The sequence below is a fragment of the Scytonema sp. NUACC21 genome (assembly GCF_054684315.1).
Window position 1 is genome coordinate 55,165 of sequence record NZ_BAAFZH010000066.1, and the last position, 17,145, is coordinate 72,309.

Consider the following 17,145-nt stretch of genomic DNA (forward strand, 5'->3'; position numbering starts at 1 on the left):
ACTACTAACTACTACAAAAACAGTACTTGCACTGATGTAAATATAAAGTCATGTCAGTTATTTTACCTATCAGGCATTTTAATTGCTAGTATTATCCTGATTTAATGGAGTAACCTAGGGTGAAATCTCCAGACGATAAGTATAAAGACTTAGAACGGGTTGAGCGCCAACTCCGGGAAAAAGACACGGAAATGCGACTGCGTGAGTTAGAAACTCAAATGAGTGCTGAAGATGCAAAGGTCTATCAAACTGTCAAGCATCAGTCTGAAGGATCTGAAAAACTGTGGCAAAAAAAAGCTGTTTTAGGAGCTAAATTATTTGCTCTTGGGGTGGTAACAATTGTTGCTGTTAAAGTAGCCTCATTTTTCGCAGGAATTGTCATTATTGGATTATTGTCTTTTGTTACCTATAAACTTTTCTTCGACTCAAAAAGTAAAAATATTTTTAGGAAAAAATAAACATGGTTGTTAAAGCAGGAACTGATAGTTTTCTCAATGATTTAGAGCGTGTTGTTCAAGTTCGGGCTGAAGTTGCTATTGCTTTAAATAATATAGCTGACACAATTAACAAAGCTGAAGTGGTTGCAGACACAGCATCAGGAAAACTTAGCTTAGAACGTGATATTGACGACATTAGAGTTGCTAGTAAAAATCTGCGTACTGGTGTATTTCGCCTGCTCGTTTTGGGAGATATGAAACGGGGTAAAAGTACGCTACTGAACGCTTTACTTGGTGAGAATTTACTACCAAGCGATGTTAATCCCTGTACGGCAGTATTGACAGTTCTACGTTACGGACCGGAAAAAAAAGTCACTGTTTACTTTAATGATGGCAAAAGCCCACAACAATTGGACTTTCAAAGCTTTAAATTTAAATATACTATCGACCCACAAGAAGCAAAAAAACTAGAGCAAGAGAAAAAACAAGCATTCCCAGATGTTGATTATGCAGTGGTGGAGTACCCATTACCACTCCTGTCTAAGGGTATTGAAATTGTTGATAGTCCAGGATTGAACGATACAGAAGCAAGAAACGAACTATCATTAGGTTACGTTAACAATTGTCATGCCATTCTGTTTGTCATGAGGGCATCACAGCCTTGTACGCTTGGGGAAAGGCGCTATCTGGAAAACTATATTAAAGGTCGAGGACTATCAGTTTTCTTTTTAATTAATGCTTGGGACCAAGTGAAGGAATCATTGATCGATCCTGATGACGAAGAGGAACTAAAAGCAGCAGAAGATAAACTACGGAAAGTTTTTCGAGCGAATTTGTCGGAATATTGTTATGTAGACGGTCATGACATCTATGATGAACGAGTGTTTGAAATCTCCTCAATTCAAGCACTGCGCCGAAGATTGAAAAATCCTCAGGCTTCCTTAGAGGGAACTGGCTTTACCGAATTTATGGGTGCGCTAAATACTTTTCTCACTAGGGAAAGAGCGATCGCCGAACTGCGTCAAGTCAGGACATTAGCGAGACAAACTTGCGATCGCACTCGTGAAGCGATTGAAAGAAGAATACCATTACTTGACCAAGATGTCAATCAATTGCGAGCAAGAATTAACTCTGTGGAACCAGAATTTAAAAAACTGACAAGTATCCACGACCAATTCCAGCAAGAAATTAGAAACACGAGGGATACAAGCTCCAAAGCTGTTGCAGATTCTTTCCGGAACTACGTTTTAAACCTAGGCAATACCTTTGAAACCGATTTCCTTCGCTATCAGCCAGAATTAAATCTGTTTGATTTTTTAAGTCGTGGGAAACGGGAAGCCTTTAACGCCGCATTGCAGAAAGCTTTTGAGCAATACATCAATGATAAAGCTGCTGCTTGGACTTTGACTGCTGAAAAAGACATTAATGCAGCCTTTGCCCAACTGTCAAGAAGTGCTGCCCAATATGGCGCTTCTTACAATCAAGTGACAGACCGAATTACAGAACAATTGACTGGTGAAAAAGTTCAGGTTAACACTTCCACAACGACCGAAGAAGATAATGCTCCTAAATGGGCAAAATGGGCAATGGGTTTGTTATCCTTATCTCGCGGTAACCTAGCTGGTGTTGCAATGGCTGGCGTAGGTTTTGACTGGAAAAATATTCTATTGAACTACTTCACTGTTGTTGGTATTGGGGGAATAATTACAGCAGTCACGGGGATGTTACTCGGACCTATTGGATTTGCTTTGCTAGGCTTGGGTGTTGGCGTTTTGCAGGCAGATCAAGCACGAAAAGAGTTAGTGAAAACAGCAAAGAAAGAGTTAGTGAAGTATCTGCCACAGGTGGCGCAAGAGCAATGGCATACAGTTCACAAGGCGGTAAAAGAGTGTTTTGACTCTTATGAAAAGGAAGTCAGCAAGCGCATTAATGATGATATCTCTGCCCGTAAATCGGAGTTGGATAATTTGCTGAAGCAAAAGGAAACTCGCGAAATCAACCGCGATAATGAATTGAAGCGGTTGAAACAGTTAGAGGAAGATATTTTTGCACAATTGCAAACCGTCGAGTCAGCTTACAACGATTTACTAGCTTATTACAGCTAGTGCTTCATGTTATTAATTCTAAGTGGTTAGGTTGGTAGCTCCCCGACTTTTTAGATAAGCCGGGGATATCAGCAATCTAAAACATAAGAATTAAGTAAGTCGGTGTCAATAAACAGAAATACGTTACAAAATGTAAATGCATCTGAAATCCTTACTAATGACAAATGACTGAGGACGACCTTTACCAGTTACGTTCTTTCTTACCGACTTACTTCAACAAAGCATGGGAAGGAGAAGAAGAAAAGTATGCAATCACAACAAAAAGTAGATTACCGACAACTGGCAGATACTCTAAAAGCAGCATCTGCATTGCTCAATTTAGAGCCAAAATCGCAATTACAACAAGATATTACTACCATCTGCAATCATCTTATCAATCCTAACTTTCGGATTGCGGTCTTTGGACCCTTTAATCATGGCAAGTCTACTTTAATAAATGCCATGTTGGGCGATCGCGCTTTACCAATAGATTTAATTCCTACTACAGGTGCTACAATTATTGTTAAGTATGGAACTAGTCTGAGAACTCGGATTAATTTAATAGATGGTAATGAAATTTATCGTAATGGAACTGAAATTTTAAAGCAATTTGCAATTTTGGATGGTGACAGGCGGATGCGAAATGATGTAGCATCTGTAGAAGTTTTTTGTCCTCATCCCTTTTTAGATACAGGTGTAGAATTCTTAGATTTACCGGGAACCAACGACAGAGAAGAACAAAATAATTTGGTACGCCAAGAACTTTTAGGTGCAGACTTAGTAATACAATTGCTAGATGCACGCAAGTTAATGACTTTAGGAGAGCGAGAAAACTTGCGAGATTGGCTGCTAGAACGTAGTATTAAAACAGTTATTTTTGTTGCCAACTTTATTAATTTACTCGATCCAGAAGACCAAAAACAAGTTCAAAACCGTTTGCGCTTTGTTGCTGAAAGCTTTCGAGCAGAATTACCACCTGGTTTTAGTAATTTATATCGTGTTGATGCTTTACCCGCTTTACGATGGACTTCGTGACGATACTCATTAATGGATTCCTCCAGAACTAATGAAACCAGAACTTTAGTTAAACTGGTGCGACTTTAATTTGGTTGGCGGAGTTTGCTTGTGTCAAAAGTCGTACACAAGCTTTTGAACTCATCTACCTTCCGGATTTATTTTCGGGCATTATGTTGAGCAAATATGACTGCTCTTAACACTTTGTAACATTGTTTTTCATGTTTACTGTTGCAACTGCAATCTGAATGCAACATTAAGAAATATTGCAACAGCGAACTCAGTCAACAATCTGGTGTAGAGAAGCGCCATGGCGCTTCTCTACAGAGACTCTTGACTCTTAATTTTTGGCTAACTTCGCTTAACGCAAGTTAGACCGACCAGTCAGCAGAGAAGGAGACAAGCTAGACCAAGACTGTTTCACTAGGTCAGCTGCTGCCTTCACGCTGCCAAGGTAGTTACCTGCGGGTAGAGATGGATAGCGGTAGTAAGGTACCACATCCTCACCAAAGTAGCGAGAGTACTCCGCACTATTGACCAGTGCCTCTACAGCAGCTTTTAAACCACTGTCAGCCAGCAGTTTGTTGTACTGGCGAATTTCCGCTTGGGTTGCTGGTGCGCGTCCCAAGATATGGCGGAAGAGGAACTCAATAACTTTGGTGTTGGGATAGGGGGTGTAGAAGCGCTTGCGATAGATTTCTGAACTTGCTAGTTCGCGAACGAACTCTCTGACAGAAATTTCTCCATTCCGCAGTCGGCTTTCTAAGTCAGTACGGCGGAAGTATTGGGGAACTTGACCGCTAAACACATCCAATACCTGACAGTAAATGGCGTTCATCACCTGTTGCATTTCTGCTTGGTTTGCACCAACTGTCATGCGGTAAATGCGTGCTGGTTTGCGGCGGGTTGTACCCACACCCACTTCAACTGATTGCCCGCGACCATCGTTATAGGAGCGACCCAGTTCAATAAACAGTGGCTTGCTCTTGTCAATTTCACGAGCCTTCGCTGCCATGTCTGCGATCGCCTTCGCCAAAATTGGCATTTGAGCGACATCCATACGTGGTTTCACTGGCTCAAAGCTGGGGACAACAATGTCCTTACTTTGCTTGGTCAGTTGGTTGTAAAGCTTTTGAGTGTTGGGGAAGTTAGCCGCAGGGAAGGTGGAGAAGCGGTTGTAAGGTACGGTATCCTCACCAAAGGTTTGGAGATACTCCGCACTATTCACCATTACCGCGATAAACGCACGCAGTCCTTGAGTAGCCAGTATTTGATTATACTTGCGGATTTCTGCTTGATCCAGCGGAGCGCGTCCCAGGAAATGCTTTGTGCCTAACTCAATGACCTTGGTGTTGGGGTAAGGAGTATAGAACTCTTTCTGGTACAGGTTAGAATTACCCAACCCTTCAATGAATTCCTTAACGGTGATTTCACCGTTACCCAACTTGCTTTCCAGCGATGAGAATTCATTTTGGGCGACGTAAGGCTCAATATTGCGCTCAAAAATCTGACGATACGCAGCACCGATAACAGTTCCTATCGCAACTTTATCGTTATTGCCTGCTACCAACTTAAAGACTTTTGTTTGTTCGCGCTTCTTGCTAACACCTTGGCTAATGCGGGACTGAATATCTGGTTCCGTCCGCATTTCTTTTACGGCACCCAGTTCCACAAAGCGGGGTGTTTCTTGCTTTTCTACCTTAGTGCCGATATCTTCGCCAATGCTACCAACACGAAGTTGTCGCAGTGCAACACCGCTAGGAGTTAAATACCGTTCGTAAGGAACTGTATCTTCACCAAATGCTTGACTGTACTCTTGGGTATCGATAATGGCGTCAATCAGCGCGTAGAAACCCTTTTTAGCACAAATGTCAAAGTACTTGTTATTTTCCTGACGACCGTAAGTAGGACGACCTAACAAGCGACGGTGGATGTACTCAATTGCTTTACAGACGTAAAGCGGAGTCCAGTACAGCTTGCGGAACAAGTCTGACTTAGCCAAAGCACGGACAAACTCCCTTACGGAAATTTCACCGTTTTCCAGCTTAATTTCTGCTACCTTCAGACGCTGACCTTCGTAGACAGCGCGACCAAAAACTTGTAGGTAAGCAGCCCGAATAAGAGCTTGAGTTGAGCTTTCCGAGAATTTAACACTGGTTCCAGTGGGTGATTTTTTCCCTCTTGTACCGGGGAGTTGATCCAAACGGAACACTTTGGGTCCCAAACTACCGGGGAATTCACCTCTTGCTTTGGGATTGCTGTTTTGGTTGTTAATACCAGGTCCTTGATGGATCAGGATGCGCTTGGTATCCTTCCCAAAAGGAGCAGGACGGTTGCTTGGGTTCCGAGTTTCTTTCGGGAAGATTGCCCCAAACTGAATTTCTAATGGGTCGTTACCAGAACCGTATGGATGCTGGTCGGGCAGTGGCTGCTCGTAGTCAGCAAACAGTGTAATAAACTGAGGAACTTTGCGGAAGGGGGCGCTGTAGTTAAACAGGTCTTGCTGAGGTCCCCAGTTGCGGCATTCTTGGGCTTCTTGACCCAAACCCCGGATGTAGGGTACTGTTTCCTCCCCAAAGTAATCGGCGTATTCCTGAGAATCTACCAAAGCATCAATCAGACCTGGTAGACCACGGCTGGAAACGATATCAAAGTATTTCTGTACTTCTTCCCGGCTACTTGGTCCCCGTCCTAAGAAGTGGCGGAAAGCGAGTTCTAGGGCGCGGCTGTTGATAAAAGGTTGGAAAAACTGTTTTTGATAAAGCGGAGATTTGCCAAGGCGACGGACAAATTCTTTCATTGAAATGCTGCCATTTTTCACCTGAGATTCCAGGTAAGAAATGGACTGACCGTAAGCGCGAGTAATATCGCGTTCAAAGATTTGTCGGTAAGCCGCTTTCACGACTTCAATTTTTTCTGTTGCTGACAATCCCGGCTTCATCACAAACTTAGGACGCCGTTCTGCCGCATTAAAGTAAATTTGAGGCAGTTGTAAACCCTGTTGGTCGCCACTCGGACGTTGGCGCAGTTTACTCGAAGGGCTGGGTGCTTTGAATTCTGTAATCAAAACATCCATGTACTGAGATACAATCTCTGTCCCTTGAGGGTCTTTACGGAAATAAGAAAGCGCTGCTAGTTTCATTTCCTGCAAAGCCACAATTGTGGCTTCACCGGAACAAGCGTTTTCAATAATTTCTCTCAGACCACGGGTATTGACAGCGATAATGTTGGGGTCTCCTGCCACGATCGCATAAGTCACATAGCGCAAAAACCACGATAGGTCTCGCAAGCTCTTCGCCATGTTTGCCGGACCGTAACGGGCAATGTTAATGGGTCGGAACCCTGGAGGAATTGGAGCACCGGGCGAGCTGTTAAAGATAGAACGTAAGTTTTCTAGGAAACCACCACGAGATTCAACATAGGTGACAGTTCCCAACTTCATACCTTCTTTGACGTTCCCAGCAGCAACCATTGCCATCTCGGGTTCCCTTGGCTTTTCTAAGAAAGCCATTGGCGAACCACCAACGAAAATACGGTTGGCAGCGCGAGAGACGATAATCTCTGAATTTTCCGTGAGCGTCTGGGCGATGTCTAGACGCTTTGCACCCGATGCAAAATAGTTTGCCAGTTCATTGAGTTCGCCAGATCCCAGAAAGCGGTCTTGCTGCTCTGCTTGGGAAATTGTTGATACAGCTAGGGTTTGATATAGTTGCGGACGCGCAACTGAGCTTCCACCACTTGCCTTAACACTCATCGGATTTGTAAAACTCCCATCATATTTTTTCTTGTGTTAAGTCTGGGTTGCTCTCAGGCTTGACACGGGCGTGTGGTTATGCCTAAAGAGTGCCGCCTTAAAGACTGCCAGAAAAAATTAACCCAGTCAGCTTTTAGATTAGAACGTTTTGCGGTTTATCAGGGGCTTTATTAAGAAGTATGTAGAAACTGTAGTTCTTATGTATCAGGTCTCAAAGTCCGTGCTTCAACGTCTCTGAGAATTTTATGAAAATTTGTAAATAAATATTACAATTTTTAACTTGTTTTGGAGATGCGCTTTTTAACGCACCTCCACACCAACTGTTACATCCAGCCCGTTCATTGACTCTCTTGCTTTTGTACGGTTGAACTGCGAGAAACACCCCATTCTCTACTTCACCGCAATAAAATCCATACGTTCTACGTCCTCAGGGTCGAGACCAATGACACTTAGAGTCACTCGCCGACCTGCATTGTTACCCCATCCATGGCTTCCCCAAGCTGGAATATAAGCGTTTTGACTTTTAAAAAAATCATCTACAAATTTGAAGCTGTCAATTGAGACTGAAGATTCTTTGTCGAAGTCCTCATCCTCAGTTGATTGATGCTTGACAATCTCACCTAAACTGAGATAGCGCAACTTTGAACGGAATCGAAAGTGTTTATGAGCGATCAGGCACTCGTCTGAACTTACCAGTTTTTCATCCGCAAAATTCTCGTTACAAGAGTAGTAGAACTCTTCGAGGCATTCGCCCTTGTCAAATAGCTCGTACCTGCTATTATTAGTTGTACAGTTACAACCGTAGTAAATAGCTTTTGTTTGTAATAATTTGGAGAGAGCTTGAGCGTCTTCTACTTTCAACATATCCTGAAGTTGCTCCTCCAAAATCTCCTGCTTGCCATTCCCGATATGATAGGACAAAGTCATATTTTCTTCATGAATCAATGTCCAATGATGGCCAAAGAACCGAAAGACTACAAAGCAAACATCCGTGAGGATGACTTCTCTTTCAAAGACATCGCGACACCAAATTGTAGCATTCCTAATTTGAGATAGGGCTCTGGATACATCATCAATTGGGGCTTGTACCAAAACGTATCGATCGTTTAAATTGCTGCTATCAATGCCCAGTCTTTGTAAAATTGGAGTATTGTGATATTGCTTAGCTCCCGACTTGCGTAATAATTGAACAATAGCTGAAAAATTATCCTGTTGGGCATAGAAAAGCGCTGTATGTCCGTACTTATTATGGGCATTTACATGAGATCCTGCATGGATTAACATTCGAGCAATTCCAATATGACCTTTTTCAGCTGCCCTCATTAAAGGTGTTGTCCCATCAGTTTCACCTAAGTTAACATCAGCGCCAGCTTTAATTAAGGTTGCAACAATATCAATATGGTTTTGCTCTACTGCTTGTATTAAAGCTGTTTGTCCGTAAGAATTTTTTGCATTAATATTAACCCCAGTTTCAATAAAATCTAGAACTTTTGATAGGCTACCTTGTTCTGCTGCTTTTACTAAAGCGATCGCCATCAAGCCTTCTGTTGAAGCTCCCGCATCTATTAACATTTTAGCAATACTGATGCGTCTCATTATTTTGAGATTATCAAGGGAGCTTCCAAAGGTTTCTAGATAATTTTCCGTTTCTAAAACTTCATTTCTTGAGGCATACATTAAAGCAGTATTACCGTCATTATCCTTTGCATTGATATCAGCCCCAGCTTGAATAAGTATGGCAGCAACTTCAGCATTGCAAAATTCTGCAGCAAGTATCAATGGAGTTCGACCATTGATATCCTTAGCATTAATATCTGCTCCAGCTGCAATCAACATCTTGGCAATTTCACCAGTCTCATCTCTAACTTCAGTTGCAGTTTCCATAAGGGGAGTGAATTGGTAACCGTATTCATCCGGATCTCGAATATCAACACTAGCACCTGCTGTTAGAAGTAATTCCACAATGGCTTTGTGACCCTGTTGTATAGCGTAATGCAAGCTACTGCCACAATCCCAAACCTGGTTAACATTAGCACCAGCAGCAAGTAGCGATCGCACGATCTCAAGATAACCCCCGCAAATCGCCGTTAGGAACGCATTGTAAAATTTCTGGTTTTTCTTTTTTTCTGCGTATTTTCCTGTTTCCAGTAATAAATTAACGACCTGTGTAAAACCATTACTAGCTGCTAAGTGTAATGGAGTAGACGCACCTTTGTGAACAGAAGCACCCGCCTCTAGCAAAATTTCTATCGCTTCCAAATTGCCTTCATTTGCTGCTATTTCTAAGGGTGTCCAACCACTTTCAGAGTCCAAGCAATTGACATCAATTCCACTATCAATAAATTCTCTCACTTTAGAAATGTCTCCAGCCACAATAGTTTCGTAGATACTTATAACGTTTGGCTCAGGTTCCATCTGACCACTTAAACTGTTCATTATAATAGACATTTTGATATTTAGATTAAATACTTTTTAATTTTTAAGTGCCATCAAAATCTTTGCCATCAGTGGTTGCCATGATTTTTTCTAATATTTCCAGATTCTCGCATTATTTAGCTATTGTGAACAAGCTTTTTAAATTAGTTAAATTTTTGTTTATAATAAATATTTTTAGTCAATAAAGACACACACTGACTTGTCTTCAAAATCACGCAGAAGTTTAACTTTTATTTTGAACTGGTATGGTAGTCCATTTTTAACAAGCTTGCTTTTTTATGCAAAGTAGTAAATTTATTCTTCAAATTCAAAATTTCTATTTCAGTAGAATTACTGCATTTACAATAAAGTTTACACCATAAATTTTAGATATTTGTATCAATTTCTACAGAGGTCGAGAAAGACAGAAAACCGATAATGATAACAATTGAATGATTGGGTTACAAGGTGGAGAAAAGCGCTATGTTGTATGTTGCACTAAGAATATATGTACCCTGCCCAGGTAGGCTTTGCTTGTATAGCCCTAGACTACCAATTTAAAGGCATAAAAACTTTTGCCCGAGGCTCATTATGTCGGACTCTCAAACTATTAGCGCTGCTGTTGCCAAACTTTACAATACCTACCCCTTCCCCCCTGAACCCTTATTAGATGAGCCACCTCCAGGTTACAACTGGCGCTGGAATTGGTTGGCTGCCTATAACTTTTGTACGGGTCAGAAACCTCAAAAGCAAGATATCCGGATTTTAGACGCGGGCTGTGGTACGGGGGTTGGAACAGAATACCTGGTTCATCTCAATCCTACAGCCCATGTTGTTGGTATTGACCTCAGTGCTAAGGCGCTGGATGTCGCAAAGGAACGCTGCCAACGTTCTGGGGCAAACCGAGTTGAATTTCACCATCTCAGCTTGTATGATGTGGAACAATTACCGGGTGAGTTTGATTTGATTAACTGCGTGGGTGTACTTCACCACTTACCCCACCCAATTCGTGGAATTCAAGCTTTGGCAAAAAAGTTAGCCCCTGGTGGCTTGATGCACATCTTTGTTTACGGAGAATTGGGGCGTTGGGAAATTCAACTGATGCAAAAAGCCATCGCACTCCTTCAGGGCGAAAAGCGGGGCGATTATCGCGATGGTGTAGCGGTTGGACGACAGATATTTGCTTCCTTACCTGAAAATAACCGTATTCTGAAGCGGGAAAAGGAACGTTGGTTATTGGAGAATCAGCGGGATGAGTGCTTTGCGGATATGTACGTACATCCCCAGGAAATAGATTACAACATAGAAACATTGTTTGAACTCATTGATGCTTCAGGATTGGATTTTGTTGGTTTTTCAAATCCCAGTTTTTGGCAGTTAGACAGACTTTTGGGTAAAGCACCAGAGTTAGTAGAACGGGCAAATAAGTTCAGCGATCGCCAACGCTACCGCCTGATAGAATTATTAGATCCAGAAGTCACTCACTACGAATTTTTCTTAAGTCGTCCACCCTTGCCTAAAGCAAACTGGTCAGATTCAGAAACAATACTCGCAGCAACTCCAGAGAGAAACCCCTGTATAGAAGGTTTTCCCAACCAGTGTATTTTCAACTACGATTATCAACTTGTTAACCTATCTCCAATGGAGCTAGAGTTTTTACAAAGCTGCAATGGGGAGTTAACAGTAGGAGAGATTTTGAAAAATACGCAGTTAGAGTTAGATAGGGTGAGAGAACTCTTAAAGCAACAGTTGATTATGCTGTCACCCAATCGGTAGCAACACATAAACATCTGCGACAAACAACGTAGACGTAGGTTGGGTTGAGCGACAGCGAAACCCAACACACAAACATCTCCAACAAAGAATATACAGACGCCCTCTGTGTTGGGTTTCGTTCCATTCGGTTTCGTTGTGTTGGGTTTCGTTCCTCAACCCAACCTACGTATTGGATTGATTCCCCGCCTGATGGAAACATATTGCTGAAGCGGTTATTTTTTGTCCGTTTTGTGTTATCATTCGTTTTTTATTTCAGTGTAAGTTTGTAAGAACGAAGTATTAAATTTGAGCTTGCCAACATTAGGGCACAGAAGGGAACCAAAAAGGTAAAATAGGAATAAAGGGAATTTGTGCTTTTCTCTTCTACGAGTCCTTATCTCCCCACAACTTCCGACACGGAATTTATGGACAAAAGGGTATGAATTTGTCCTTGTCATCCGCATATTCCGTGTTGAAAATCGTTTTTAAGCTGCCACATTTACCCTGCTACTTTTCTCCGGACAATAAGTTAATTGTTTTTTTCTAAAGTATTGTTACCCAATCGTGATATGATTCAGCTGAGTGGCTTTGACTTCCGCTTCTTTGTCTTCATCGTGGCGACAGGGGCACAAAGGAGCTCCTAGTTCATCTTTATGCTTGGCAAGCCCTTCAATCACAACGGCTGTCACAGAGGGTTCACTACAGAAGTAAGTTCCCGTGCGCTTCGCGTATTGTTCGGAAAAGTGGCGCATTGCCTCCAAGCTATGCTCGCTGGATGTTGTATTAACTTCTGGTGAAATCATGGGATCGACTACTCATAATTTAAACATATCTTCGCATTGTACCGCAGCATATGTAAGGTACAACTGGGGGAACTTCCCCGTCTTCCCATTCATCCAGCCTGTATATTTTACTTAATCAATTAGGTGAAAACTGGATGGGGCGCAGGGAAGAGAAGAATTGCTACATTGAGTGGCGATCGCGCAAATTAAGTTTCTTTGCGTTTATTGAAGTTTTCAATTGACAAAATTTGATTCGATTATCAAGGCGCTTTTCAAATATAAGTAGGTCGGTAAGAAAAACGTAACTAGTAAGGATCGTCCTTAGTCATTTGTCATTGGTTAGTAACAAATGTAGGTTGGGCTATGCTACACGTTTGATTGCTGCTGTATTGCATAGCCTACCTTACTATCTTTAAGATAAAACTTACCAAAACTAACAAAAATGGTACGTAACGAAGTTGTAGGGGCGAACGGTTGTTCGCCCCTACTGTCGTCTCGCCCGTTCTGTATTGAGGGTTGGGGAGAACCCCTACCCTCAAGAGATTTTGGGATAGTTTTTGATTTGGAAGCCCCTAAAACTTAGGAATAGAATTCCGTTACGGTTTTTTCATAAATTTTTTGTAACTTTTTCACGTGAACATCCATAGTAAATTTTTCCATTAACAAAGCGTTACCTTGTTGACCCATGCGAACGCATTTTTGATAATCTGTAGATAACTCAGTAATCGCCTGCGCTAGTTTTTGAATATCATTACCTGGAACCAAAATACCTGTTTCTCCTGTTTGCATGTATTCTGGGATACCACCTACCGCACTGGCAATAACAGGTCGATGGTGAGCATAAGCTTCAAGGGTAACCAAACCTGCAGGTTCAGGCCAAACACTCGGGAAAATAACTGCAAAACACTCTTGATAAAGAGACTTTAACTTATGACTCTCACACCATCCGTGCCAAGTAATACGATTATTTAAACCAAGGGAGTTTGCTAACCTTTCTAACCTGGGTCGATCCCACCCGTCACCTGCAATGTCGAGGTGAATGCGCTCATCAGTTTGTGCCAAACTCTTGAGCAGCCATTCCAACCCTTTATCAGGAACAATCCGCCCAGCAAACAAGATTCTATGATTTTTATGTGTTTCTACACTTAGGGGTGCAGTAGGTGTTTCAGAAACAGCAATTCCATTATGCAGGGTTATAACTTGGTGAGCGGGTATACCATTTTTAATGTGCTGGTTCCGGACGTAATCACTCGGGGCTATGATAATAACTTTAAGTTTTTTTACAAGAGATAGGAGATCGTGAGTGAACTGAAATTCTTTAATTATTCTCGCAGGTTTACGGCTACCACAGCCATCGACTACTTTGCCCCACATACATCCCAGATAAGAAAAATTGCGATCGCAAATTACGCTTTGACCTGCTAAATATTTAGTTCCGCTAGGACAGTAGAGAGTGTGATTGTGAGCTGTAAAAATAGCCAAACATTCTCCGGTTAGTTCCCATAAAAACTCTGCACTATGGATGTGCAGCAATTTTACCTGACTCTGGTCAATAGTGTCGAGTGATTTAATAATACGCGAGCTAACACCAGGTAACTGACGAGAAAAAAGATAAGCCAAATAACGTTCAGCGCCCCCACCTTCACCTATGGGAAAACCAGAACAATGATAAATTGAGTCTTTTTCAACCCCAAGTTCAGTAAATTGTTCTTGAATTATAGTGCCATTATTAATTAAATTAACCATTACTCTTTGTTCCTAATTCTTAAGGCGATCTGCTTGTTTTTTTCCTATTAATAGTTGGTAATAGAGCCAATTCCGGGAACTAAACACAATCCGCGCTCCCGGTGAAATGGCAATATTTTTCAACTATCTCGTATACACCCCAATTCCGACACTGAAGGTATATCAAGATTCAGTTATTAATAATTGCTTTTGAGGCAAACTTTGCTTGATTTTTGAGAGCAAGCTCCGATAGCGGAGAAAACTTTGTATTGCACTTGGGATTGGTGAAGAACTCCGGGCTATCGATCCCTCTAACCAGACTCCTGGATTATCAGCTAATCTCGCAGTCAAAAAAGATTTAGCGACATCCATCCAGTTGTAGGATTGGGCAAGAGAATCAGTCTTATCACTATGACCTTTCTCCCAAGGAAAATCGCCCCAAGCCTGCGCCTCAATATAAGAAGGATTGAACCAGAAGGACTGAAGCACATTTCCAGAAGCCTCACGCACATCTGACCATGAATTAATTAAGCTTGCATCAAGTAGCAAATTCTCTGTAAAAGAGTAAATTGCCTTTCTCACAAGTGGTAGACCCCAGTCGATAATCTTTTGATTGCGTTCTTCTTTGAAAACTGGTCGAACTCGATCGCCTTCCTCCATGAAGCCCACGACAGTACCATGATCTGCACTACAAAACATTTCTAGAGGAACCATACCCAAATGAGGTAACCCCTCACTCAACCCAGTCCTTGTCCGCAGATCGTAGAAATAGCCTTTCTTGGTAGGGTCATATACATTGTCTTTGGGATTGCTTCTGAGTCCAAAAAATAGACCCGCATTGAGTGTAGCTCCCTCAGGATTGAGCAGCGCGACCAGGGAATCATAGGAACTGCCAAACCAACCGACATCAACTAACCCCTTGGTTGTTGAGTCTAACATTCCTTCTTGCTCCAGATATTTCATCAGAAGTTGTCGCTTCTGTTCTGCTTTCTGAAGAATCAGTTCAATGACCTTGTCGTTTTGCAGCAATGGATGCAAAGCTTGCTGTTCGCGAGGGCTGAGAATTCGGAACCAATCTTCTTCTTTGAATCCAACGCTAGCCAAACAATCGCTAATTTCTTCAGGAGCAATACAAACCCGAGCAAAAAAGTCCCGAATAGAAACGTCAGTGGTGCCATCCAAAATCCAACTCGATCTTTGCAACATCTCGGATGCTTGCTTGCGATCGAGACTGGCGACAGCTGGCATATTCCAAGCTAGCCTGCTGCCATAGATATAGCGCAGCTCGCAAGAAACTTCAAGCTTACCAACTAATCTACGCGCTATTTCCAGCAAAATTTGACCATCCCGCGACACAAAGTAGAGCCGTTTTAAGCCCATCATCTGTGCCTGCTGGAGCACCCAGAGAACATAACCAACCAATATAGGTGCAACCACACCAGCTGCAACATCACGCAGAGCCTCTTCTTTTGAGGATGACACTGGGACTTGTAAACGCGTTAATCTTGAAGCCCCAGCTAGAGCAGAAGATAAACCCTCTGTGGCAGAAGAATAAGACTCAAGTATTTCTTCATACCGATTCAAGTTGCCTTCGTTAAAATGCTGAGCTTTCAGTCCAACCTTTTTGGCTCCTTGGACATCAACACGCAAATCATTACCACAATGAGATACTTGTCCAGGTGAAATCCCCTGACGTCTTATCAACTCTTGGAAAAGTTGACCTGTTGCCTTGGATTTTCCGTATTCGTGAGATACATATAACTCGTCACCTTGTACCCAGAACGAATGACGCACTAGCTGCTCTTTGATGAACTCCGGTGGCAAATACATATCGGAAACGAAAACTACACGCTTGCCTTGGTCGCGGGCAGCTTGTATAAGTTTCTTTGCCATCGGAACGGGGCGAATGAGTTCGGACTCCAGGACACATTCTAGGTGCATCATTTTGTCGCGTTGCTCATCGGTGAGCCGCAGCGCAATAGCAAGTTCTATATAGATTTGATATAAAGAACATTTTTCACCTACATTTCCGTAGGTTCGGTGTTCAGCCTTGATACGAGCATGAGCGAAGGCTTCAGGCGTACAGCTAATCAGCGATTGGCTAGCGAGTTGTTTACCTAGCAGAAGAAAGATTGCCCTTGGTGCTCCAACGACTCGCGTCAGAACTGTGTCAAATACGTCAAATGAGGAGATTTGTATTGTATTCATTTCTTCGCTGAATGATGGGTTCTAAATTCGGTGACTGCGTTCTAACACTGCTCGCAACTATTTTCAAATGACTAGGAAAAGCTATATAACCCTGCATTCAACCAAAACTTGTGTCTGACATCTCTAACATAATGTCTTAAAGCAATTTCTTTACTAGCAAATTTATCTGGATAGATGAACTGGTCTTCTACGCTGAGAACATATCGTTCTTTACACAGCGGCTTGCCATGATTTTTATGAATTGTCAAATGTACGATGGTTTGTTCAGTAAAATAGCCCGGAGGTTCTCTAAGATACGCCAAGCGTTCAGTAGCAAAGCTCCAATCTAACTCATGCTTGAATACAATAAATCCTGCGTTGATTGGATTTAATATTTCGTCAGCCTCGTAAAGAATTCGCTTATCTAGTGAATTAGCGCAATCAGGTAGATATCGATTGTATTTATCGTCAGAATAAACTATATCAAGTAAGTCAATTCCGCCAGGAAAAAATAAAATATCTGAATCTGTGTAGATAGTTGTACCGTTAACAGGAATAGACATTAATGCCGATAACTTTTTGCCCATTGGGTGTAGCTGGGCATAATGAGTGACACATTTAGGTATATCCGCTCGAATAAGTTCTTCTATAGGCATCACCTTAACACAGGGATGTATGCGGCAAAGCAAATCACGACTGGCATCCGTGTAACTTCCATCAGAAATGACAGTGAATGTATCTGGAATGCCAATATAACGGATAAATGACCGAATACTTACCACCTGTTCTGGCAAATCTCGCTCGCATGATAAGGCGTAAACATTTATTGGAACTTTCCGAGTTTGTTCGATAGAAGTATTAACTAAGTTAACGAGCAAAGCTTTATACAAGGAACGAAGTACTTGCCCTTGAATCCTAGCACTGTGATAGCCTATATTTACCATTTTTAAATTTGTGTGAAAAATGTAAAAAGTATTTAGACGCAGGTTCTG

At 42.0% G+C, this 17,145-nt stretch carries 9 protein-coding genes and 2 pseudogenes; 5 read left to right on the forward strand and 6 right to left on the reverse strand.

Annotated features, from left to right (window positions below):
* Window positions 1-119 precede the first annotated feature (119 nt).
* The 3 genes and pseudogenes from ACYRY3_RS11590 to ACYRY3_RS11600 all read left to right on the forward strand — a co-directional run.
* The gene (locus tag ACYRY3_RS11590) at window positions 120-458 is read left to right on the forward strand and encodes a DUF3040 domain-containing protein (protein WP_460201822.1); all 339 of its coding nucleotides are present in this window, start codon (window positions 120-122) and stop codon (window positions 456-458) included.
* A 2-nt stretch (window positions 459-460) separates the two neighbouring features.
* Window positions 461-2,542 carry a dynamin family protein gene (locus tag ACYRY3_RS11595; RefSeq protein WP_460201823.1) on the forward strand — a complete coding sequence of 694 codons (2,082 nt, stop codon included), beginning with the start codon at window positions 461-463 and terminating at the stop codon, window positions 2,540-2,542.
* 246 nt (window positions 2,543-2,788) lie between these two features.
* Window positions 2,789-3,544, forward strand: a pseudogene (locus tag ACYRY3_RS11600) (dynamin family protein); the annotation flags it as partial.
* 352 nt (window positions 3,545-3,896) lie between these two features.
* Here the strand turns inward: ACYRY3_RS11600 and ACYRY3_RS11605 are convergent.
* Together ACYRY3_RS11605 and ACYRY3_RS11610 are read right to left on the reverse strand one after the other, a co-directional pair.
* Window positions 3,897-7,289 (reverse strand): phycobilisome rod-core linker polypeptide, encoded by a 3,393-nt coding sequence (locus tag ACYRY3_RS11605; RefSeq protein WP_460201824.1) that lies wholly within the window; start codon window positions 7,287-7,289, stop codon window positions 3,897-3,899.
* Window positions 7,290-7,679: 390 nt separating this feature from the next.
* Window positions 7,680-9,725, reverse strand: coding sequence for an ankyrin repeat domain-containing protein (locus ACYRY3_RS11610; RefSeq protein ID WP_460201825.1), 2,046 nt, complete (start codon window positions 9,723-9,725; stop codon window positions 7,680-7,682).
* A gap of 570 nt (window positions 9,726-10,295) precedes the next feature.
* Here ACYRY3_RS11610 and ACYRY3_RS11615 point away from each other — a divergent pair.
* A complete protein-coding gene (locus ACYRY3_RS11615) occupies window positions 10,296-11,480 on the forward strand; it encodes a class I SAM-dependent methyltransferase (protein ID WP_460201826.1) in 1,185 nt (394 codons plus the stop codon).
* A 551-nt stretch (window positions 11,481-12,031) separates the two neighbouring features.
* On the opposite strand, the pseudogene ACYRY3_RS11620 reads toward ACYRY3_RS11615, so the two are convergent.
* Window positions 12,032-12,262, reverse strand: a pseudogene (locus tag ACYRY3_RS11620) (ferredoxin-thioredoxin reductase catalytic domain-containing protein); the annotation flags it as partial.
* Window positions 12,263-12,683: 421 nt separating this feature from the next.
* Between ACYRY3_RS11620 and ACYRY3_RS11625 the strand changes: the two are divergent.
* A complete protein-coding gene (locus tag ACYRY3_RS11625; protein ID WP_460201827.1) occupies window positions 12,684-12,824 on the forward strand; it encodes a hypothetical protein in 141 nt (46 codons plus the stop codon).
* Here ACYRY3_RS11625 and ACYRY3_RS11630 read toward each other — a convergent pair.
* From ACYRY3_RS11630 to ACYRY3_RS11640, 3 genes are all read right to left on the reverse strand, one after another.
* Complete coding sequence (locus ACYRY3_RS11630; protein ID WP_460201828.1) at window positions 12,821-13,987, reverse strand: glycosyltransferase family 4 protein; 1,167 nt, start codon at window positions 13,985-13,987, stop codon at window positions 12,821-12,823. The genes ACYRY3_RS11625 and ACYRY3_RS11630 overlap by 4 nt on opposite strands.
* A gap of 162 nt (window positions 13,988-14,149) precedes the next feature.
* Entirely contained in the window at window positions 14,150-16,174 is a 2,025-nt protein-coding gene (locus ACYRY3_RS11635; protein ID WP_460201829.1) for an HAD family hydrolase, read from the reverse strand.
* A 71-nt stretch (window positions 16,175-16,245) separates the two neighbouring features.
* Window positions 16,246-17,097, reverse strand: coding sequence for a hypothetical protein (locus ACYRY3_RS11640; RefSeq protein WP_460201830.1), 852 nt, complete (start codon window positions 17,095-17,097; stop codon window positions 16,246-16,248).
* Window positions 17,098-17,145: the final 48 nt, after the last annotated feature.

What these genes read in the sequence shown, in the direction of transcription:
- ACYRY3_RS11635 (WP_460201829.1), bottom strand. Translation starts at nt 16,174, where the DNA reads ATGAATACAATACAAATCTCCTCATTTGACGTATTTGACACAGTTCTG.
- ACYRY3_RS11625 (WP_460201827.1), top strand. Translation starts at nt 12,684, where the DNA reads ATGGTACGTAACGAAGTTGTAGGGGCGAACGGTTGTTCGCCCCTACTG.
- ACYRY3_RS11605 (WP_460201824.1), bottom strand. Translation starts at nt 7,289, where the DNA reads ATGAGTGTTAAGGCAAGTGGTGGAAGCTCAGTTGCGCGTCCGCAACTA.
- ACYRY3_RS11595 (WP_460201823.1), top strand. Translation starts at nt 461, where the DNA reads ATGGTTGTTAAAGCAGGAACTGATAGTTTTCTCAATGATTTAGAGCGT.
- ACYRY3_RS11615 (WP_460201826.1), top strand. Translation starts at nt 10,296, where the DNA reads ATGTCGGACTCTCAAACTATTAGCGCTGCTGTTGCCAAACTTTACAAT.
- ACYRY3_RS11610 (WP_460201825.1), bottom strand. Translation starts at nt 9,725, where the DNA reads ATGAACAGTTTAAGTGGTCAGATGGAACCTGAGCCAAACGTTATAAGT.
- ACYRY3_RS11640 (WP_460201830.1), bottom strand. Translation starts at nt 17,097, where the DNA reads ATGGTAAATATAGGCTATCACAGTGCTAGGATTCAAGGGCAAGTACTT.
- ACYRY3_RS11630 (WP_460201828.1), bottom strand. Translation starts at nt 13,987, where the DNA reads ATGGTTAATTTAATTAATAATGGCACTATAATTCAAGAACAATTTACT.